The following is a 22,676-nucleotide window of genomic DNA, read 5'->3' on the forward strand; positions in this document are numbered from 1 at the left end:
CCCGAAAAGTATTTGGAACAAGCATCGAAGCATAGGCTCCACGATTTGGGCTTTTTAGGTATCAGACAGTATCATCAGCGCAAGCGATTGCATCCTGATATTGAATGTAGAATCATCTCTATGGAACTACGTTCGGGCTATTTGGAAGTGAGTCGATCCGCGTTTTTTAGCGGTAAATAATAAACAGGAAGATATCCAACATAAAAGAAGGAGAGGACCCAAAACCATGGACTATGTTGTCGAGATGGTGGGCATCCGCAAGGAATTTCCGGGGATCGTGGCCAATGACGATATCACGATTAGACTGAAGAAAGGCGAGGTTCACGCGCTGCTCGGCGAGAACGGCGCGGGCAAGTCGACTCTGATGAGCATCCTGTTTGGCATGTACCAGCCTGACCGTGGCGTGATCAAAGTCAACGGCAAGGACGTGCGGATTTCGAATCCGAACGTCGCGAACAAACTTGGAATCGGGATGGTGCATCAGCATTTTAAATTGGTCGAGCCGTTTACCGTGACCGAGAATATTATTCTCGGCAGCGAGACGCGCAAGTATTACTTTGGTTTAGACGTGAGATCCGCAGCCAAGCGGGTCGAGGAGCTGTCCAAACGATACGGGCTCAACGTAGACCCCTATGCCAAAATCGAGGATATCTCGGTCGGGATGCAGCAGCGCGTGGAAATTCTCAAAATGCTGTACCGCGATGCGGAAGTGCTCATATTCGACGAGCCGACTGCCGTGCTTACCCCTCAGGAAATCGAAGATCTGCAGGGCATTATGAAAAACCTGGTGAATGAAGGCAAATCGATCATTCTAATCACCCATAAATTGAAAGAAATTAAAGCGGTTGCGGATCGATGCACCGTTATTCGCCGGGGAAAAACGATCGGCACCGTTGACGTGGCCGACACAAGCCGCGAAGCGATGGCAGAAATGATGGTAGGCCGCAGCGTTTCCTTTAAGGTGGACAAGCAGGAGAGCCGTCCGGGCAAGACCGTGCTTGAGATCCAGTCGCTTACCGTAAAGAACAGTAAAAAAGTCGATGCGCTCAAAGGCTTCAGCTTGGATCTGCATGCCGGTGAGATCGTGGGCATTGCCGGCGTGGACGGCAACGGTCAAACGGAACTGGTGGAAGCCATTACCGGCCTGCGTCAAGCGGAGAGCGGGACGGTGAGCTTGAATGGTAAGGCCCTTAACGGACTTTCCGTCCGTCAGCGGAACGAGAGCGGAATCGGACACATTCCGGAGGACCGCCAGAAGAGGGGCCTCGTGCTGGATTATACGATTGAAGAGAATTTGATCCTTGAGGTGTATAACCGCCCACCGTATTCCAAGAACGGGCTGCTGCAGCCGGCAGCGATCCGCAAGCATGCGGAGCATATCATTCAGAGCTTTGATGTGCGTTCCGGAACGGGCGGCCGGTCGATCGTGCGTTCGATGTCCGGCGGTAACCAGCAAAAAGCCATCATCGGCCGCGAGGTAGAGCGCGATCCGGATCTGCTTATTGCTGTTCAGCCGACCCGGGGCCTTGACGTAGGCTCGATTGAATATATTCACCGTCGTCTGATCGAACAGCGGGACAAGGGGAAAGCCGTTCTGCTGGTTTCCCTGGAGCTTGATGAAGTGCTGAATTTGTCGGACCGCATAGCCGTTATCAATAATGGTGAACTGGTAGGTATCGTAAAAACCTCCGAAACGAACGAAAGAGAGCTCGGACTGATGATGGCCGGGTATCAAAAAGAGGAGGCACCACATGAATAACAGCGTAAAATCGTTGCTTGCCGTCCTGTTAGGACTCATCGCGGGTGCACTGCTTATGGCGCTGACCGGACATAATCCGGTAGAAGGGTATAAGTATCTCCTCCAGGGCGGGCTCAAAAATCCGGAGCGGATCGGTAACACGCTGGCGACGGCGACTCCGCTTATTTTGACCGGTTTGTCCGTGGCTTTTGCCTTCCGTACCGGGCTGTTCAATATCGGTGCTGCGGGCCAAATGCTGTTCGGCGGTTTCTGCGCAACGGCTGTCGGCCTTTCACTGGATTTGCCGCGGGCTCTGCTCTTGTTGGTCATGGTGCTGGTCGGTTTCATCGGCGGCGCACTATGGGCGGTCGTTCCCGGTTTTTTGAAGGCCAAATATAACGTGCATGAGGTCGTATCCACGATCATGATGAACTGGACGGCCTACTGGACCGTTTATTATGTCATTCCGGGTTACTTCAAAGGGGCGAGCCTGGAGACGGAATCGCGCCAGCTTCCACCGGAAGCCATGCTGCATCAGCAGTGGCTCAGCGATATGTTCCAAGGTTCTTATGTCAATCTGGGCTTTTTTATCGCGGTCATTGCTGTTCTGGTCGTCGCTTTCCTTATTAACAAAACAACGCTCGGATACGAATTGAAGGCGGTCGGATTCAACCGGCACGCTTCCGAATATGCGGGGATCGCTGTCAAACGCAGCATCGTGCTGTCCATGTTCATCTCCGGCGGCCTCGCGGGCCTCGCGGGAGTTGCACAGTATGCTGGGAATGCCTCCAGCATGCAGATCGGCGTGCTGCCGAGCCAAGGCTTTGACGGCATTGCCGTAGCCCTGCTTGGAATCAACGCACCTATCGGTGTGTTGGTGTCGGCCCTGTTCTTCGGGATTCTCTACTCGGGCAGAGGGTTTATGAATGCCATGACGGAGATTCCGCCGGAAATCGCCGATTCGATTATCGCCATCATTATCTATTTTGCGGCAACCAGCATCTTGATCGAGCGTCTGTACCGTAAATTGAAGCTGCGTCGCGCGGCAAATAAAAAGCAGGGGGAGTAAGGACATATGTGGACAACGATTGAACAGATTTTTCCGTATGCCATCGCTTACACGATCCCGCTTTTGATTACCGCGTTAGGCGCACTGTTCAGTGAACGAAGCGGGGTCGTTAATATCGGCCTTGACGGGTTGATGATTGTCGGTTCTTTCATCGGCGCCTTTGTCATTTTCAAAATGCAGGCCCAATGGCCTGGCCAATCGTGGGTATTATGGGTAGGGCTTTTGGCAGCGGCGGCAGCGAGCGCGCTATTCTCGCTATTGCATGCCTTTGCCAGCATTAACCTCAGTGCCAATCAGATCATAAGCGGTACGGCGATCAACATGATTGCGGGTGCCTTGACGATTTTCCTTGCCCGTAACATTACGGGTAGCGGCAAGATTACGATCACGAATGGTTTTGCACCATTTGATGTGCCCTTACTGTCTAAGATACCGATTATTGGGGATTTATTCTTCACCAAAACCTATGCAACGACCTGGCTCGTTCTGTTAGTGTTATTGCTCAGCGCACTGATATTGTACAGAACCCCCTTCGGTCTGCGGCTCCGGTCCTGCGGCGAGCATCCGCACGCGGCTGAAGCAGCCGGTATTAAGGTACAGTCCATGCGGTATGTCGGCGTCATGATCTCGGGTGCTTTTTCCGGACTCGGTGGGGCTGTCATTCTGTTGACATATTCCGGCGAATTTACGGGGAACGTTGCGGGACTCGGGTTCCTGGCTCTGGCATCCTTGATCTTCGGACAATGGAAGCCGCTCGGCATCCTGCTGGCGACCTTGTTCTTCGGATTTGCCACGACGGTAGCCAACGTATCGCAGGTCATCCCGTCCTTGGCGGTGATCCCGCCGGTCATTCTCAAGATTTTCCCTTATATCGTCACGCTGATCGCGCTCGTGATTTTCTCCAAATCCTCGAATGCGCCGAAAGCGGTAGGGGAGCCGTTCGATTCAGGTAAACGGTAACGAATTGCGCAAGTCGATGTAAGACAAATAGAACCTCTGATATGCCTATCCAGCTTTGGGTTTAGGTCTATCGGAGGTTTTTTTACATCTAGCATACTTTAGGTTAGAACTCCCAAAACATATCTGGTATATATAGTAAATAAGGTAAGAAAATTTAATAGAATAGAGGAGTGAACACCTGAATGCGCATTCGATTACATAGGTGCCAAAGGCCGTTAAGCATGCTTTTGGCTATCGTGATGCTTCTGAGTATCATCGTTCCTTTCAGCCCCGTGAAGGTGGCGGAGGCTTCTCCACGGCATGATCAGGTTGTGATCAGCCAAGTGTACGGTGGGGGCGGGAATAGCGGGGCATCTTTTACTCATGATTTTATCGAATTGTTCAATCCGACCAGCAGTCCGGTCGACCTGACAGGCTGGAAGGTGCGTTATGCGAGCGCAACAGGCACTTTTAACAACACGGCCTCTTTAACTGGCATCATAGAACCATATGCCTATTATTTGATTCAACTACAGAGCAGCGGCTCGGTAGGTGCTTCTTTGCCGACAGCTGATGCTGCAGGAGCATTGAACCTTAGCGGCTCCAATGGCAAAGTAGATCTGGTGAACACCGCTGGCGATCGCATCGATCTCATTGGCTATGGGTCCGCTTCAGAGTATGAAACGAGTCCGACCGCAGCTCTATCCAACAGCACGGCAGCGATTCGCAAGGAATTGACCTTTGGTCAAAAGGATCGCGGCCTTGACACGGATAACAATGCGGCCGATTTTATCGTTATAACCCCGGATCCCCGGAACAGTGCGAGTCCCGTTACGCCGGTCACGCCTGGCTCTGGCCTTGGAGCGGTAACGGCTAATCCGGAGCCTAATGCCTGGCCAGCCGGAACGGAGATTACGCTGAATCCGCCTACGGTAGGCGCTTCCGTTTATGCGGATGTGTATTTGTCCGGCGGGAACGGGTCCGGCTTCCAGCTCGTCAACGGCCCGATCATCCTTAACGAGCCTACGCGGGTGGATGCCTATGCAGCCCAAGATGGCCAGCCGGATGGGCCGGTCTCCTCGTTCCAATACGATATTTTAAGGCAATCGTCCGTCGCTGATGCCCGCAGCAAGGCAAAAGGCGAGCATGTATGGACGGAAGGCATCATTACGCATATCGAAGGCAGAGAAACCTACATTCAAGATGACACGGCAGGTATCGTGCTCTATGATTACCCGCTTAATGCCAGCGTTGGCGACCGGGTGAGCGTGGCCGGCGTGATGGAGATTTACAACAATCTTCAGGAGATCAAACCGCACGCCTTGCTGCCGCACAACGTAACGGGGAACCAGGTCGGAGTGCCGCAGGCTCTCCCAATTACCGGAGCTGATCTATCTGCAGCTGCAGGGGAGAATTATGAGGCAAGACTAGTCTCCCTGAATGATGTCACCATCAAATCCGAGAATAGACCTGGAGAATACACAGCCGAGCAAGGCGGGAATGAATTCATTATATATTCGGGCTTGTCCAAGCTGAAGACGGTGAAGACCTTCAGCCGCATCACGGGCGTGGTGAAGCAGTTCGGAAACATCTATGAGCTGATCCCTTTAGGCGAGGATGCCTTAATCGAAGAGATGTTCTCCGTAATCGCAAGTCCGGGTGCCGGACCGATTATTACCGGGGGAACGGTAACGCTGTCCAGCCCTACGCAAGGGGCAAGCATCTATTATACGCTCGATGGATCGGTACCGACGACAGCAAGCACGCTGTACAGCGCACCGATACAGATTGACCGTGATACGACCATCAATGCAATTGTTGTCTCAGGTGCGGATGTGAGCAAGGTATACGAATTTGCTTACAAGGCCACTCAGCAGCCGCGCATCGCGGATATCCAAGGCGAGGACCATGCTTCACCGTATAACGGACAGACGGTAACCGATATTGAAGGCGTTGTAACCCAGTACGGTTATACGTTCTCTAACGGCAGCATTAAGGGATTCTATATCCAGGATCCGAATCCGGATTCCAATCCGAATACCTCGGACGCCATTTTTGTGTATTCCACGGATCCAAACCGGCCTCAAATCGGAGATCTGGTGAGCGTAGCCGGTAAAGTCGCCGAGTATAACGAGGGAAGCTCCAGCAACCTAACTTCCACTCAAATCGAGCTGCAATCGTTCAAGAAGCTCGATCAGGCACAGCAGCTGCCGGACCCTATTCTATTAGGCAAAGGCGGACGTCCGATTCCGGCTGCCGTTATCGATAACGACGGCATGACCACGTTCGATCCGGAGGAGGATGCCATCGACTTCTACGAGTCGCTGGAGGGCATGCTGGTCAGACTTCCGCAGCCAACGATCATTAGTCCCTATTGGACAAGCAGCGGAACCTACAACATTGCGACCCGGGTCGAAAATGATGTCGCCGATGTCATTACGCCAGCGGGCGGGCTGGTCCTGAAAGAGAACGGCAATTTCAACCCGCAGCGTCTCTTGATTGCTTACGGCAATCCGGGTCAAGAAGTGAGCACAGGCGATACGTTTGCCGATGATGTGATCGGCGTGATCGGGTATAACGGCGGGAACTTCAAAGTGATCCCTGCCAAAAACAGCTTGCCTCCAATCGACAGCAGTTCTTTTAAGCAAGAGGTATCTACTATTGACGTGAATGCCGAACAGCTCAGAGTAGCGACGTATAATATTGAAAATTTCTACCCGGGCGTAAGCTCTGCCAAAATCAACAAGCTTGCGGAGTCGATCGTAAACAACATCAAGTCTCCGGATATTATCGGCCTTGTGGAAGTACAGGATAACAACGGAGAGCAGAACAACGGAACCACCGCAGCCGATCAAAGCTACCAGACCTTGATTAACGCCATCAAGGCAGCCGGCGGACCAACCTATAGCTTTACCGACATTGAACCAGAGAATAATAACGACGGGGGAGCGCCGGGAGCCAACATTCGGGTCGGTTTCCTCTACAACGCGGATCGCGTCCAGTTATCGGACAGCGTTCAGGGCAAGAAGGGATCCCCGACGGAATCCGTGGCGTATGATGCGGCGAAGGATCAGTTAACCTTGAATCCGGGCCGAATTGATCCGCAGAATGCGGCATTCAACGCATCGCGCAAGCCGCTGGCAGCACAGTTCGAATTCCAAGGGGAAAAAGTGATCGTCATCGCGAATCATTTTAACTCGAAATCCGGAGACCAAGGACCATTCGGCAACACCCAGCCGCCGGTTCTCTCCAGCGAAACCCAGCGCCATCAGATCGCAGCGGTCGTGAACGGTTTCGTGAAAGACGTGGTGTCCGCTAATCCTGATGCTAACATCGTCGTGCTGGGGGATTTGAATGATTTCCAATTTACCGAGACGGCAAACATTTTAAAGGGCAACGAATTAGACAACCTGATCGAGACGCTTCCGCTCAAGGAGCAGTACACGTACACGTATGACGGAAACTCGCAGGTGCTGGATCATATTCTGGTCAGCAAGAACCTGACCCGTTCTACGCAAGTCGATATCGTGCATCTGAACGCCGATTTCCCGGCCTCCAAGGGCCGCGTATCGGATCATGATCCCGTCGTCGCCCAGATCGACCTGAAGGAAGAAGCCGCGAACGGCTTCCCGCTGACGATTTTGCATACCAATGACACGCATGCCAATCTGGACACCGTAAGCTCGCCGGATAATATTGCGCGCCGGGTTACGGCAATCAAGGAAGCCAAAGCGAATGCGGTCAATCCTCTGCTCGTGGATGCGGGAGACGTATTCTCAGGCACGCTGTATTTCAATCAATATTTGGGACTCGCCGATCTGGAGTTCATGAATTTGGTTCAATATGATGCCATGACCTTCGGTAACCATGAGTTCGATAAAGGATCCGAGGTGCTGAACGATTTCATCGAGCATGCGGAATTCCCGTTTGTTTCCTCGAACGTGAATTTTTCGGCCGATGCTTTATTGACCCAGAAATTCAAAGATGAAGTGACCCGGGATGCCAAGGATGCAACCATCTACCCGGCCATCATCATGGAGGTCGACGGGGAGCAGGTTGGCCTCATCGGACTGACAACCGAAGACACGGCGAACATCGCTTCGCCAGGAGACGTAACCTTTGAGAATGCGGTGCAAAAGGCGAAAGACACCGTAGCGATGCTGAGGAAGGAAGGTATCAACAAAATCGTCGTACTGTCGCACCTCGGTTATGACGTGGATGTCAACCTTGCGAAGGAAGTCGAGGGCATCGACATCATCGTGGGCGGTCACAGTCATACCAAGCTGGATCAGGCGGTCGTGGACCGTTCGGACAGCGAACCGAAGCTGATCGTGCAGACAGGTGAAAAAGGTCAATTCTTAGGCCAACTGGAGGTCGTGTTTGACGACGAGGGTGTTCTGCAGGAGTGGAACAGCAGCCTCATTTCCGTTGACGAGAAAGATAGCAATGAGCAGTATGTCATTCAGCCGGATCCCGAAGCCTTGCAAATTCTGAATACCAAATATAAGCCGGGCGTAGATGAACTGAAACAAACGGAGGTTGGCACGACAGAAGTGAAGCTGAACGGCGTCCGCGCCGATGTCCGCACGAAGGAAACGAATCTCGGCAATCTGATTGCCGATGGCATGCTGGATGCGGCGCAAGCCGCCGGCACGAATGCGGTCATCGCCCTGCAGAACGGCGGCGGCATCCGCGAATCGATTGAAGCAGGCAAAATCACGATGGGTGACGTCATGACGGTGCTTCCGTTTAACAATGATCTCGTCACGATCACGTTAACGGGCGCCGAGATCAAAGAAGCCATGGAGAACGGGGTCTCCAAAACCCCGGCTCAGGACGGACGCTTCCCGCATATCGCGGGCATGAGGTTCTATTATGATTCGACCAAGCCGGTTGGATCACGCGTCCTGCGCATCGAGGTGAAAGGCAAGAACGGATATGAGCCGATCGACATGAATAAATCGTATGAGGTAGCGACGAACGCATTTACCGCTAAGGGCGGCGATTTCTATGCTTCGCTCGAGAAGGCTTATCTGGAGGGGCGCGTGAACCTGCTTTATAAGCCTGACTATGAGGTGTTCTCGAACTATGTGAAAAAGGTAGGCACCATCACGGCCAAGACCTCCGCCGTCGAAGGACGGATTACGGACTTGAAGGGAGCGTCGCTTCCGGGTGGTCCGGGAGAGCCTGGGCCGGGCAACCCTGAAAATCCGGGCACGCCTGGAACTCCAGGGCCGACGACGCCTCCCGTAAATCCATCGAATCCTGGCACGACGCCGCCGGCGGAACCAGGCAAGATCAAGGTGCCGGTTAAGGTGGAGAACGGCGCGGCGGCAGGCAGCGTGACCGGAGCGGCCATGAAGGGAGCCCTGAAACAGCCTGTTGGCGGAAAGGTTACCGTAGAGGTAACAAGCACGCAGCCCATCTCTTCTTCATCCGTTACCATCGAGAATGAAGCGCTGCGTGCGTGGCTTGATCAAACAAGCGCGCAGGTGCTGGTGGTAGCGACGCCTTACGGAAGCTATGAACTTCCGAAGACGGAGATCGATCTTCAAGCGCTGGCAGCCCAAGCCGGTTCGGATATGAACAGCCTTCAATTGGTCATTCAGCTTGCTGTCGATGCGGATGCCCTTAAATCAGCGGCGTCCAAAGGATATAAAGCGCTGCAAGCCGTGAGCTACACCGTGACGGTGAAGTCCGGCAGTGGCAAGGCTTTCACGCTGGATTCGTTCCAAACGTATGTGAAACGGTCCCTGAATGTCGACAAATCGCATGCGTTGACAGACATTGCGGTTGTTCGAGTGGATGGAAACGGCGAATACACGCCAGTACCATTCAAGGTGAACGGCCAACGTATCGATATCTATAGCCGAACCAACAGCACGTATCTGGTGTTGCAGAACCCGGTAACGTTCCAGGACATCGCGTCCCACTGGTCTAAGGGTGAGGTTGAATCGCTTGTAGCCAAAATGATCGTAACCGGGCGCACGGATCAGACCTTTGTTCCGAACGCTCCAGTCACTCGGGCCGAGTTCGCAGCGCTTGTCGTCCGGGCATTGGGACTTTCTGCAGACGCTGCGTCAGACAGCTTCCAGGACGTGGCTTCATCCGACTGGTATGCGGGAGCGATCCAGGCAGCCGTCGATGCCGATATCATTAACGGCTACACGGACGGCACTTTTAAGCCGAATCGGACGATCACGCGCGAAGAGATGGCTGTAATGGCCTACAACGCGCTGGAGTATGCCGGATACAACCCCGTCGACGCGGCAAAAGCTCATTTTGCCGATGCGTCCGCGATCGGAGCTTGGTCTCAGGCAGCGGTGTATGAATTGGCGGCACTTGATATTCTGAACGGAGATCCGAAGCAGCGCTTCAACCCTGAATCGAATGCCACCCGCGGCGAAAGCGCCGCTGTGCTCCATCGTTTGATGCAGGATTTGACGTACGTAAAATAAACAGGTTCTATAGCGGCTGGATGCAGGGTTAGCCTTTCGGTTATAAACGAGAAGGGGGAGTCCACCAGCAAATCTGCTGAAGAACACTCCATTGATCAACAAAATGGGAAATAGAAATGGCGGTGCTAAGGATACGATCCTTGCACCGCCATTTCTTGTTTTTTACTTTCGTTGCACCGCTTCTTTCGTAAATGGGTCGCACACGGAGCTTCTCCTAACAGAAAAAGGAGATAGCCATATCTATTGGGACACCCTCTTTTTTTTAATCCGAAAAACTTAAAAACAAAATGTGACCGATCCGCGTCCATAACTGTGTTAAGGGTAAAAGGAGGTCTAAAGGCGATGCAGATCGATTCGCTCCGGCCGGGCGGAGATATTACGGAAACCTATGAATTATATGGCGATATGCTTTTTAAAATAGCAATGGTGTATCTTGGGAACAAACAGGATGTCGAAGAAGCCATTCAGGAGACGTTCATTAAATTGATATATAAAGCGCCCGACTTCAGAGACCAGGAGCATAAGAAGGCTTGGCTCATTCGGGTGATTACGAACCACTGCAAGAACATGCAAGGGAGCCTGTGGCGCAAGCGGGTAACCAAAATGGAGCATATGAACGATTATTTTGTCGAACCGTCGGAACGGACGCTGATGGATAACGTCATGAGTTTGCCGTTCAAGTATAAGTCGGTCATCCATCTGTTTTATTACGAGGATTATTCCGTTAGGGAAATCGCCGGGATTTTGCAGATTAACGAGTCTGCGGTCAAGATGCGTCTTCAGCGCGGCAGGAAGCTGCTGCGCATGGACTTGGAAGGAGAGGACGATTGATGAATCGGAATGACTACAAATCATTGATAGATCGAATAGAACCTGATAAGGGATTGGAGGAGCGAATTATGAAAGGAATGAAACAAAATCAGCGTCAAACGACAAGAATGAGCCGAATGGGGGTCGCCGGCGTCACCGCGGCCATTATGCTGGGGCTGGTGGTAGTGACTTCGCTGGTATTGAATCTTGAGAACGAGCCAGCGGTCAGCGATATCCCGGTGGTTCAACAAGGGACTGGGGCGAATACCCCGCCGACCGCGAAGGTTGGTCACGATCCAATAACCATTCCGAAAATCGAACTTCCGGGCGAGAGCAACGTCAAAGCCGACATGATCGGTTTGGTTGTATACCAGGGCAATATCTACACCCAAACCGGTACGCAAATCACGCCGGAAATCGCCAAGCAGCTGCGGGGCGACAAGCTCGGACGGTCAAAGTCGGGGATTACGGAATGGAGCTCCTCCGATGATTATACGGAGCTTGCTTCGACGATCGGCGAAATGGATATATTCACGGTTAAGGGATATGACGCCGATTTTAGAATCATGTCCTACATGGAGCACGACGGGGAAGTCTACGCCGAATTGTATGAGCATTTGAACGGGATTACGGTGGCCAAGGGCGAGGATATCATCGGCAAGCTGAATCTGATGGGGAACATGACTTCGGTCAAATGGCAGGATTTCGATAGCTGGAACATGGGCGAGAACAAACTGCGCGAGCTTTCCGCCGATGCGGAGGTGCAAGCCTTCGTTGACGCTTTATATGAAGCGAAGCCGATAGCGGCAGAGCCTCTGTTTGAGCAAGGGATCTACGAGACCGGGCCTAGCGAGCAGAAATTTCTGTATATCCAGCTGCAGGACGGGACGGAAGTCCAGTTAAGACTGTTCAAAGGCGGCCAATATGTGCGATATGCCAATGCGCCTGTGTTCTTTCAATTGGAAGGCGCGGCATTCACCACGCTGTGGGAGCTAATGGAGGAATAGGTTCCTGCCGTTTGTATTCACGAAAAATAGGTAATGTAAAAAGACTAAAGGCTATCCCTAATCGGATGGCCTCTTTTCGTTGCTGTAGGATCGATAACGGCGATTCCTTTATCGTTTATCGTATTGGCCGTTCCTTGCTATTCGCTTGCTCTCGAAGATGGGCGGTTCGCTTTTACGAATGCGCTTGGCGTCATTCCGAAATACCGGGTAAAGGCGCGGGAGAACGTAAACAAATCCGAATAGCCCAGGGATAAAGCGGTCTGCGTGATGCTGGTTCCCTCGGCGGATAACAGGCGGTTCGCTTTCTCCATGATCAACTGCTGCATGTAGCGGGACGGAGAGATGCCGTATCGGCGGGTAAACGCGCGGGTGAAGTGACTGCGATGCACGCCGGCCCAGGCGGCAAGCTCCTCCACGGACAGGTTCTCCGTGCAATGAAGCCCCATATATCCGGGGACGGACTCGAGCCAGTCCGAAGCAGCCGAAGCAGTGGGAAGGTGCTGGTCCCGGTTGGGATCGATGCTGTGGATCAACTGGAATCCCAGCGACATCAGCTGAAGGCTATGGTCCTGCTGGGGCTGCCGGAGCAATCGCTGAATGTCCTTGATGACAGCCAAGGCATCGTCCCTGAAGGCATTTCGTCGATAGGGCCGCTCCGGACATAAATCGACATGCTTCAATATGGACGGCATCAACTCGCCCATAAAGGCCGTCCAGGTGATCATGGTAGACGGCTCGTCGCAGTCCTTGACATACGTATAGACCGAGCCGGGGAAGAGGCAGAACAGGTCGCCTTCCGAGAGGGAGACGCTGCTGCCGTCCCATCCGAACCGCACCTTGCCGCTGGCAACGAAATGTATACTATAAAATTCGACCGACCGGGGCCCGACTTTTTCGGTGAAAAAGGGGTGGGATCCGGATTTGAATATCCATAATCCCAGTTGTGTCTCAAAGTGAGCCGGGTTGTTAAAGTATTCTTCTCGGGATGGCCGCTGATTCACTGTTAAACTCATGTGTCCTCCTTCTACCTATAGCGATCATTTCTTTTTTGTTACTGCTATGATGCAACATATTGTATAACATTTGCAAGGATGGAGCATTCCGTATTCGTCGGCCAAAAGTTACGATGATGAGGAACAAGTCGAGCATAGTAGAGGTGAATGGAGATATGAAGCAACCGAATTTTATCGTGATTTATTGCGATGACTTAGGCTATGGGGATCTTGGATGCTACGGTTCGGACACCGTGAAAACCCCGCATCTGGACGGGTTGGCTGATGAAGGCATTCGTTTTACGAATTGGTATTCGAATTCCCCGGTCTGCTCTCCGTCACGAGCCTCATTATTGACGGGCAAGTACCCGGCCCGAGCGGGAGTCGGCGAGATTCTTGGGGCGAAGCGCGGTTCGCATGGACTGCCTGCCGACGAGGTGACGTTGGCTAAGGCGCTCAAGCCTGCCGGGTACAGGACGGCACTGTATGGAAAATGGCATCTGGGCTTGTCCGAGGAAACCAGCCCGAATGCGCATGGATTTGATGAGTTTTTCGGATTCAAGGCAGGCTGCGTCGATTTTTACTCGCACATTTTTTATTGGGGCCAAGCCCATGGTGTCAACCCCCTGCATGACCTATGGGAGAACGAAACGGAGGTTTGGGAGAACGGCCGGTACATGACCGAGTTGATCACGGAACGATCGGTAGATTTCATTCAGCGGTCGCGGGAGCAGGAGGCTCCGTTCTTCTTGTTTGCGTCGTACAATGCGCCGCACTATCCGATGCATGCCCCGCAGGAATACATGGACCGGTTTGCGCATTTGCCTTGGGATCGGCAGGTCATGGCCGCCATGATTGCCGCGGTGGACGACGGCGTCGGGGAGATCGTAAAGGCCCTGAAGGAAGCCGGCTGTTATGAGGATACGGTCATTTTCTTCTCCAGCGATAACGGACCGTCCTCCGAGAGCCGGAACTGGCTGGATGGGACGGAGGACGTGTATTACGGGGGAAGCGCGGGGATTTTCCGGGGGCATAAAGCAAGCCTGTTCGAGGGCGGAATCCGCGAACCTGCCATATTGAGCTGGCCGAACGGATGGGAAGGCGGGCAAGTGCGAGATGAAGTGGCGGCTATGATGGACATCGCACCGACCTTTTTGGATCTGGCCGGCGTCGATCCGGCGGCAGGACCGCTTCAAGGCGTTGCGCTGGACGGAAGCAGCCTGAAGGAGATGCTGCAAATGCGCGAGCCGTCGCCGCATCAGCAATTGTTCTGGGAGTATCAAGGACAACTGGCTGTCCGGGAAGGGGATTGGAAGCTGGTGCTGAACGGAAAACTCGATTTTGACCGCGTGGTTCCGGATCAGGTTCACCTGTCCGATCTGTCCAGGGATCCCGGGGAGCGCTCCAACCTGGCGGACCGTTACCCGGAGATCGTGGAACGGCTTAGCCGGGATGTGCGAGACTGGTATGAGGAAGTGCAGCGGCACGGATCCTGAGCGTGAATAGAGCATATCGCCTAAGCCTCAGCGATAAATGCAAAAAAAGCCCCGGCAACCGGGGCTTTTTATTATGTGTTGATGACAGGGTATCAGCAGAATCCGACAGCTGGAACCCTTAAAAAGGATTCAGGACATGGTAGAACACGTTCGGCGAAGCCATGCGATAATAATGGCTGCACCAGCCGACGCCCTTGTGATTGTCGCGGTTGGTCGTGCTGAACACCAGCCGTTCCTGGTCAAGTTCCTCGATCCGTGCCGCCCGTCCCTCCACGTATTCCAGGATGCGGAACGATGCAGTGTCCAGGCGGGTGATGACGCCGCCATAGCGGATATCGATGACCTCCCAGCCGAAGGGTTTGAACATCCGGTGCCACTGCGTGCGATGGGCAATGCGCAGCTCTTGCACGGCTTTGGAGATGGCAGGGAGCACGTTCTTGGCCATATGCCTTAAGGTATCGACGTCCTTGGCATCATAGGCTTGCTTCAGCAGAATGCCGATTTCGCTCTTGCGTTTGAGGACGGCGCTCAGCTTCTCCGGCATCTCGAACAGATAGTCCAGCTCGGCCGTGCTATCGCGCTTCGCACGCAAGTTTTGCTCCAGCTCGGCATAGTGGTTCGAGAGGTCCAGGCCTTCGATCTGTTTGTCGAACATCCCGAGGAGCACATCCTGATACAGCAAAAATTTCGACGGGTTGCTCTGTTTGGCGTTGTTCGGCTCCTGGCCGGGAATCTCGTCCAGATCCTTCAGCAGGAGGAACGCCTCCATGTCGATGCCCGTACAGAATTTCACCCGTTCCGCCAACTGAGCCGAGGAAGGCTCCTGTTCCGAGTAGGCATGCTCGGCATAAAGCTGCAGACCGAGCAGCGCCGCGAACGGATTTCCTTCGTTGCCGTCGTCGCCCCACATCGTGGCGTATACCTCGCGGATTCCTTCCTGCTTGCACACTTGAAGCGCAACATTCGAAGCGTTCAGGGACAACCCGTAATTGACGCCGAATGTGTTAAAGATCCAGACGGCTCCGGCAAACACGAGGTTGCAGCCCAGCGGGCGGTGATTGGCGATCAGCTTCTCATAGTCCGCCGGCTCCATGTGGGTGTAATCCCAGTACACCATGTCCACATCCTTCGGGATGCGGCAGGCCATATCCTCCGGGATCGAGGTGTCCTTGTCGTAATACGCCGCATCGCCGCCTCCGCCGGCAGCGAGCTTCAGGAACATGTCGCTCCACATCATCGGCTTCAGGCCGCGCTTGCGGACGGCAGCCAGGACTTTGTCCAGATGGGCGATCATAATGTCGAAACGGCTCACATAACCGTTGTGATCCAAATATTTACCACGTCCGAGCTCCTCCGCTTCGTCCATCCCGATATGAATCTTGTTGCTGCGGAACGGAGCGCTGGCAGCCTCGATCATCCGTTCAATCAGGGAATCGGTCTGCTCGCTGCCAACGAGCAGGGCACCCTTCGTATCGCGGTAATGCTTGATGGGCTCCCACTTCAGAAACTCCTCGAGGTGCGCCAAGGTTTGGATGCTTGGAAAAGCCTCGATGCCGAATTGATCGGCATAATCGTCCATCTCTTTCAGCTCCGCCTGCGTGTAGCGACCGCGCATATAACCGAAATACGGCTCGCCTTCGATCTGGTAGGTGTCCTCCATGTACAGCATCACGCTGTTCATTCCCATCAGGGCCATTTTATTCAGCATGAGCTTAAAGCTGTCCACGGTCAGCACGGCGTTGCGGGACAGGTCGAACATCGGGCCAATTTGGTCAAATTGCTGGCGTTCGTGAAGGTGGAACGAATCGCTTTGGCGGCTATGTTGAACCAGCAAGCCGAGTCCCCGGAAAAATTGATGTTTTCGTCCGTAACGAATATAGGCGCGGTCTCGGTCCCTGCCGACCTCCAGATCGCCATCGGACAAGGCTGCCTCAACGGGGATGCCGTTTTCCCCAAGTTCGACGCCAAGCTCCTCCAGCAGCAGCTCAATGCCTGGCATGACATCCGTAACAGCGCCCTCGAAACGAAATTTCATATGAAATCCCCCTGCATCCATGATTTTGCGAACATTAAACATTATATCATTATAATGTTTAATGTTATGGGAATCGCCGCTGGAAATCAATCCTTTGTTTGCAAAGTTAGAGGAGTTATCACGACCTATATCAAACGTACAGCGGATCGTGGACGAGTTATTCATTTACGAATTGATTAAAAAAAGAACAGAAAACGGGATTGACACTGCCGATAACCCGGTGTATTTTATATACAAATCGTTTTTGCAAAAACGTTTTGCATCACGAGAACATCAATCATTGCGTCATTCGATGATTCTTTCTTCAACGCGATAACGCCGTAATCGGCTAATACATGATACCGTTTACATAAGTGGTTGGGACTCTGCGGTTTTACAGCTCTACATTTATAGTCTAATCAAATGCTTTCCTATAATTTTGGATAAGGATGATCATGATGGCAGCAACCATAAAAGACGTCGCCCGTGAGGCCGGCGTAGCGGTTTGTACCGTGTCGTTTGCGGTCAATGGCTCCGCGCATGTAGCGGAAGCGACCAAGAAGCGGATATTCGATGCAATCGAGAAGCTGAATTACCGGCCGAACCAATCCGCGCGCGGACTGGTTACGAAGAAGACGAACAACATCGGCCTGGTGGTCGAAGATACGGTGGACGGTTTGGAGAATACTATTCTCCTCGATGTCGTCAAGGGACTTGGGGAGGCGACGGGAGACAACAATTACGATTTGCTGCTGTCCTTTCAGAAGCCGAGTACGAATAAATTGGCGGATCACCTGCTGGACGTCTACCGCAAGCAATCGGCGGATGGACTGATCCTGATGGGGGCGGCCATTAACCAGCCGTATGGGGAGCTGATCAAGAACCGGTTTCCGTTTGTCCTGCTCGGGAGGCCGACGATGCCCGGCGTGTGTCACAGCGTCAATGCGGATAACGAGCAAGGCGCCTATGAAGCCGTTAAATATCTGATCGGCAAAGGTCATCGCCGGATTGCGCTCATCACCCCATGCTCGCTGGAAGTGGATGCCTCGCTGGACCGGTATAACGGCTACCGCCAGGCCATGGAGGAATTAGGCGACGGATTCGACGAGCGGTTGGTTGAGATCGGTTCCTTCGAAGAAGACAGCGGGTATACGGAAACGGAGAAGCTGCTGAACGGAGCCGAGCGTCCTACCGCCATCATCGCCGGACGCGACGTGATCGCTTCCCGCGTCGTCGAGAAGGCTCAGGAGCTGGGTTACAAGGTGCCGGATGACCTGGCGGTGATCGGATTCGATAACACAGCCGTGTCCCAGTTGGCCCGGCCATCCATTACATCGATCGAGCTGCCGATGCGGCAGATGGGCCTGGAAGCAGCGAAGCTGTTAATGCAGCTGATTGACGGCGAAATTCGTTTTGACGATATTCAGACGATCGTTTTGCCGTGTACCGTCATTGAAAGAGAATCGACCTGAAAACGGATATTTTCGTTGGACGATTCTTTTTTTTGAAGGGTGCAAAAACGTTTTTGTACCCTGTTATCCTTGAAGGGAGTGATGCGGGTCCAATTTAGACATCTAAGACTTCACATAAATGTAAGCGAATTCATTAAACGCTTAGGGGAGTGAACGTCATGATCCATTTTAGAAAAATCGTAAGCCTCATTTTGATTTCCTCACTAATGATCATCATCGCAGCGGGCTGTACCAGCAGCGGACCCAATACCGCCAGCCCGTCACCATCCGAACAGCCTACCCCAACGGATAACAAAACACCAGCCGAACCAGCCGGAGAAGATACGGAAAAACCAAAAAGCGGCACGATCCAAATATCCTTGCGCGGTGCCTCAGCCGAGGTTTGGGGCAAGGTAGCCGACGCTTACATGGCTAAGCATCCGGACGTGAAGGTCGTCGTGGATATCAAGCCGGCCGAGGGTTACCGCGAATGGCTGCAGGCTCAGTTTGCCGCCGGAGAGCCGGAGTCCGATTTTGTGAACACGAATGAAAACAGCGACCTGAACGAAGACCAGAAATTCGTGGACTTCAAGCCTTGGCTGGAGACGGAGAACCCCTACACCGGAAAGCTCTGGAAGGAAAGCTTCAACCTGGACGGCATGGGCGTCAATCTGGATGACCCTAACCTGCAAACTTTGCAAGCGCTTAACTTTGAATCGGTTCAAATCCTCTGGATGTACAACAAAGAGATGTTCGAGAAAGCGGGGATTACCGATACCCCTAAAACGTTCGACGAACTCATCGCGACCTACGACAAACTGAAGGCGGCGGGTCATATCCCGTTCACGATCGGCGGCAACGCGCTCTCCCTGTGGAGCGGTCAGGCGGGCTGGCTCATGCGCATTTATCCGGACCAGTACTTCCGCGATTACGTGGAGCTGATCAAATCAAAGCCGGAAGATTATACGTACATGCCAAACATCGACGATAACTGGAAGTTCGACCTGAGCGACCCGTACAACGATTCCCGTTCCAAAGTATCGACGAACGAGCTGCGGATGTACCAGGCGATCAAAAACAAAGTCGGCCCGTATAAAGTCGAGGGCAATCCGGCGTGGCGCGAAGTCATGACAAATCTGAAAACCTTGTTCAGTTACGCGCCGGACGGTTTTATGGGCATGTCCGAGGAGCAGGCCTACAAGCTCTTCCTGACAGGCAAGGCCGCAACCATGGTCGCGCTTCCGTCCTCCTACTGGCAGCTTCCGAAGGATTTTGCCGATGCGGAAAAAACGGGAGAGAGCGGCGGCGTGAAATCCTTCGACTTCGGATTCTTTAACATGCCTTCCATGGAAGGGGAGCTGGTCCAGGCTCCGGCGAGAACGATTCACATCTACACCGGCTTCTACGGCTTCGTGAAGAAGAATGCGGAGCAAACCGCCCTGAACGTGGATTTCATGATGTATTTGACCAGCCCGGAAGGATATAAAGTGTACCTGGAAGCCATCCAGAATTCCAAAGACGCCTCCTTGAACGGCGCGCCGCTGCTTAACGACATCGAGCTGCCGGAAGAAATGAAGAAGACGTTCGAATCGTTTGACGCGATCGGGAATACGGAAGGGCTGAACAGCCCGGGCAACGTGTTGGCCCGCGGTCTCCATGACTATCAGCCGTCCGTGCAAAGCTATATCGGCCTGATCTCCAAATACTTCAACGATGAAATCGATGTGGATCAGCTGCTGAAACAGTACCAGGCGGATATTGACGCCAAATTTGAAGCCATGCTCAAGGAACGCAAAAAAGAACTCTCCGATATCGAGAATCCGGAGCGTCAGCCGCCTGTCAGACAGTAGCATTAGAAGGCTGTAAGGCGCAGGACTTCGCCTTCATCGGTGGAGTCCTGCGGGTTCACTTGGCATGGAAGGGAGTGTGAACACGAAGGTGATGAGAACAATATATTCCTGCCTGCTGGCTTCGCTGCTGCTATTTCTTTTTGCCCAGCCGATCCATGCCTCTGAGCCGATCTGGACGATGGAGCAGGGCCTTACGATCAAAGCCTTGTCCATATCAGAAGACGGCGAGCTGGTGGCGGTCGGTACGCAGAATGCGAGTGCCATTCTTCTTCAGCGCGACGGCACCCAGCGATTCGAATTCATGGCAAACAACGTCGTGACCGGTGTCGCCCTCCTGAATGACGGCCGCATGCTCGTCACTTCCGATGACCGGCATCTTTATATGCTGAGTGCTGACGGCAAGGAGCTGTGGAAGCGGGACTTTAAGAAAATGATCAAGAATCTGTCGGCAACGCCCGACGGCAAGCTGGCTATCGTGACGCTGCATAACGAAAGTTTGGTGCATGTGCTGGACGAACAAGGACAGACGCTGGGTGAAATTCCGATCGGCATCGCGGTGAAGAGCGCCGCGGTATCCCCGAACGGGCAATGGCTGGCAGCCGGAGCCGCGAACCAGTATGCCTATTTGTTCAATCCTGCCGGCGAGCTGCAATTCCAGACACCGCTGGAGGGCGACATTCTTCATGCTTCCGTTGCGGATAACGGAACGATGGTGGTCGGAATGTCCAGCAATAAAGCGGTCCTCTATTCGGCGGAGGGCAGCAGGCTTGGCGAATTGTTGACCAAGGATAAAGTGACCTCCGTTCATGTCACCCATGACGGGGAGTTTATCGGGGTAGCGGATTACTCGGGCAATTATTACGTGGCCAATCAAGACGGCGATTTGTTGTGGAGCACGAAGGAGGCCGGAGCCGGCCAGCAAATCCGGTTCAGCAAAGACGGCACGCGGCTCTTCGCAGGCTCGGACAAAGGAGCCGTCTTCCAATATGAAGTCGGGGCCGTGCTGGAGCAAGGCAAACAGGCGGCGATGGTCAAAACCGTGGTACAGGTAGCGGCCGTGATCGTATTCGTTCTGTTGACGGCCCTGTTATTTTTCTGGTTATGGCGCAAAAAACCTTACATTCTTCACCGGTTGTGGAAGAGCAAACTGGCGTATGCCATGCTGCTCCCCAGCTTTACGCTCCTTATCATATTTCTGTATATCCCGGCGTTCTCCGGCTTGATTCATTCCCTGTACGACTGGAATCCCGGAGCTAGAAGCGAGTTTATCGGGCTGGACAATTTCAGGCGCATGGCGAACGATCCGTACGTCACCAAAGGCGTGGGCAATCTGCTCATCCTCATCGCCACCGGATTGCTCAAGGCTCTTATTCCGCCGCTGATCGTGGCGGAGCTGATCTATCATCTGAGAAGCAAAAGGTCCCAGTATGTATTTCGCACGTTTTTCGTCATTTCCATGGTCATTCCATCCGTTGGCATGCTGCTGGTCTGGCAGGACATGTACGATCCGAACATCGGCCTTGTGAACCAGCTGCTGCGCATGATCGGACTCGGCTCGCTAAGCCATCCTTGGCTGGGAGACCCGAATACGGCGCTGTGGGCCATCATAATGATGGGCTTCCCGTTCGTCGGCATCCTGCAGTTGCTGGTGATGTACTCGGGGCTGATTGCCATTCCGGAAGAAGTGATCGAAGCGGCGAGAATCGACGGCGCCAAATCCTTCCGCATTATCCGGGCGATTCACCTGCCGCTGCTGGCGGGACAATTCAAGCTGCTGATCGTGCTCGCGCTGATCGGCATCATTCAGGACTTCGGCTCCATCCTGATCGTGACCGGCGGGGGGCCTGCCGACTCGACCTATGTGCCGGCGCTGCAGATGTATTTTGCCGCAACGAAATTCAATGACCTGGGCTATGCGTCGGCGCTTGGCGTCAGCATGTTCGCCATCATCATGGTGATTACGGTCATCAATATGAAATTCATCAAAACCAATACGGATTAGGAGGGAAACGGCATGAATGCTAAGGCTAGACTCGTTCATCAGTCGGGGCTTTATGTGCTGCTTATCGTTTTTGTTGCGTTGACCCTCGCCCCCATCGCTTTCACCTTGATTTCATCCTTCAAAAATAACGCGCAGATTCTGGGAGGCATCTGGACGCTGCCCATCCCGGCGCAGACCGCGAATTATGCGGAAGCCTTCGCGGCGATCTGGCGGTATACCTTGAATACGGTGCTCTATGCGGCGGTGGGCGGCACGCTGGTCGTGGCCCTGTCCGCCGTTGCGGGCTATACCTTTGCCAAGAAGGACTTTCTCGGCAAGGAGGTGCTGTTCATGCTGATGCTGGCCATCATGATGATACCGGGCGTCATGACGCTGATCCCTTCTTACGTCCTGTATGCGAATCTGGGGCTGGTGAATACGCCGTGGGTCATCATTATCAGCGCGGCCGCGGGCGGCCAGATTTTCGGCACGTTTCTGTGCAGGAGCTTCATGGCGGGCATTTCCAACGAGCTGTTTGATGCCGCCAAAATCGACGGTGCGGGAGAGTTCGTGGTGTTCACGAGAATGGTGCTGCCTCTGTCCGTTCCCGTCCTCATGACCTTGATGATCATGCAGTCCGTCGGGATCTATAACGATTACATCTGGCCGCTTTTGACCATTAAATCGAACAGCATCCAGATGATTGGCGTCGGGCTTACGCAATTCACGAACCAGTTCGGCATCTCCAACATGGGCGTGGAATTCGCGGCGTACATCATTTCGGCGATTCCGCTGGTGCTGCTGTTCAGCTTCGGGATGAAGTATTACATTCAAGGCGTTACGCAAGGGGCTTTAAAAATATAAAACGACG

General features: G+C 53.4%; 13 protein-coding genes. 11 read left to right on the top strand and 2 right to left on the bottom strand.

Going from position 1 to position 22,676, the window contains the following annotated elements; genetic code table 11:
- The first annotated feature begins 226 nt into the window (after window positions 1-226).
- The 6 genes from MHH82_RS01720 (at window position 227) to MHH82_RS01745 (ending at window position 12,021) form a co-directional block, all read left to right on the top strand.
- Window positions 227-1,759, top strand: a complete 1,533-nt coding sequence (locus MHH82_RS01720) for an ABC transporter ATP-binding protein (RefSeq protein ID WP_340962749.1) — start codon at window positions 227-229, stop codon at window positions 1,757-1,759.
- Window positions 1,752-2,807, top strand: a complete 1,056-nt coding sequence (locus MHH82_RS01725) for an ABC transporter permease (RefSeq protein WP_340962750.1) — start codon at window positions 1,752-1,754, stop codon at window positions 2,805-2,807. The genes MHH82_RS01720 and MHH82_RS01725 overlap by 8 nt, the downstream gene beginning before the upstream one ends.
- Window positions 2,808-2,813: 6 nt before the next feature.
- Window positions 2,814-3,767 (top strand): ABC transporter permease, encoded by a 954-nt coding sequence (locus MHH82_RS01730; protein WP_009593905.1) that lies wholly within the window; start codon window positions 2,814-2,816, stop codon window positions 3,765-3,767.
- 182 nt (window positions 3,768-3,949) lie between these two features.
- Window positions 3,950-10,204 carry a 5'-nucleotidase C-terminal domain-containing protein gene (locus MHH82_RS01735; protein WP_340962753.1) on the top strand — a complete coding sequence of 2,085 codons (6,255 nt, stop codon included), beginning with the start codon at window positions 3,950-3,952 and terminating at the stop codon, window positions 10,202-10,204.
- Between the two features lie 342 nt (window positions 10,205-10,546).
- Entirely contained in the window at window positions 10,547-11,035 is a 489-nt protein-coding gene (locus tag MHH82_RS01740) for an RNA polymerase sigma factor (protein WP_340962755.1), read from the top strand.
- A gap of 68 nt (window positions 11,036-11,103) precedes the next feature.
- The gene (locus MHH82_RS01745) at window positions 11,104-12,021 is read left to right on the top strand and encodes a hypothetical protein (protein ID WP_340962757.1); all 918 of its coding nucleotides are present in this window, start codon (window positions 11,104-11,106) and stop codon (window positions 12,019-12,021) included.
- 137 nt (window positions 12,022-12,158) lie between these two features.
- On the opposite strand, the gene MHH82_RS01750 is transcribed toward MHH82_RS01745, so the two are convergent.
- Window positions 12,159-13,034, bottom strand: a complete 876-nt coding sequence (locus tag MHH82_RS01750) for an AraC family transcriptional regulator (RefSeq protein WP_340962758.1) — start codon at window positions 13,032-13,034, stop codon at window positions 12,159-12,161.
- Between the two features lie 155 nt (window positions 13,035-13,189).
- Between MHH82_RS01750 and MHH82_RS01755 the strand changes: the two genes are divergently transcribed.
- Window positions 13,190-14,509, top strand: coding sequence for a sulfatase-like hydrolase/transferase (locus tag MHH82_RS01755; protein WP_340962760.1), 1,320 nt, complete (start codon window positions 13,190-13,192; stop codon window positions 14,507-14,509).
- 118 nt (window positions 14,510-14,627) lie between these two features.
- On the opposite strand, the gene MHH82_RS01760 is transcribed toward MHH82_RS01755, so the two are convergent.
- Window positions 14,628-16,544, bottom strand: coding sequence for a beta-N-acetylhexosaminidase (locus MHH82_RS01760; protein ID WP_340962761.1), 1,917 nt, complete (start codon window positions 16,542-16,544; stop codon window positions 14,628-14,630).
- A 434-nt stretch (window positions 16,545-16,978) separates the two neighbouring features.
- On the opposite strand from MHH82_RS01760, the gene MHH82_RS01765 reads away from it, so the two are divergent.
- From MHH82_RS01765 to MHH82_RS01780, 4 genes are all read left to right on the top strand, one after another.
- Window positions 16,979-17,995, top strand: a complete 1,017-nt coding sequence (locus MHH82_RS01765) for a LacI family DNA-binding transcriptional regulator (RefSeq protein ID WP_340962763.1) — start codon at window positions 16,979-16,981, stop codon at window positions 17,993-17,995.
- A 158-nt stretch (window positions 17,996-18,153) separates the two neighbouring features.
- Window positions 18,154-19,824 carry an ABC transporter substrate-binding protein gene (locus MHH82_RS01770; RefSeq protein WP_340962765.1) on the top strand — a complete coding sequence of 557 codons (1,671 nt, stop codon included), beginning with the start codon at window positions 18,154-18,156 and terminating at the stop codon, window positions 19,822-19,824.
- Between the two features lie 91 nt (window positions 19,825-19,915).
- Window positions 19,916-21,826 carry an ABC transporter permease subunit gene (locus MHH82_RS01775; protein ID WP_340969780.1) on the top strand — a complete coding sequence of 637 codons (1,911 nt, stop codon included), beginning with the start codon at window positions 19,916-19,918 and terminating at the stop codon, window positions 21,824-21,826.
- Window positions 21,827-21,838: 12 nt separating this feature from the next.
- Window positions 21,839-22,669, top strand: coding sequence for a carbohydrate ABC transporter permease (locus tag MHH82_RS01780; RefSeq protein ID WP_340962766.1), 831 nt, complete (start codon window positions 21,839-21,841; stop codon window positions 22,667-22,669).
- Window positions 22,670-22,676 lie beyond the last annotated feature (7 nt).

This window comes from Bacillus sp. FSL K6-6540 (assembly GCF_038007545.1).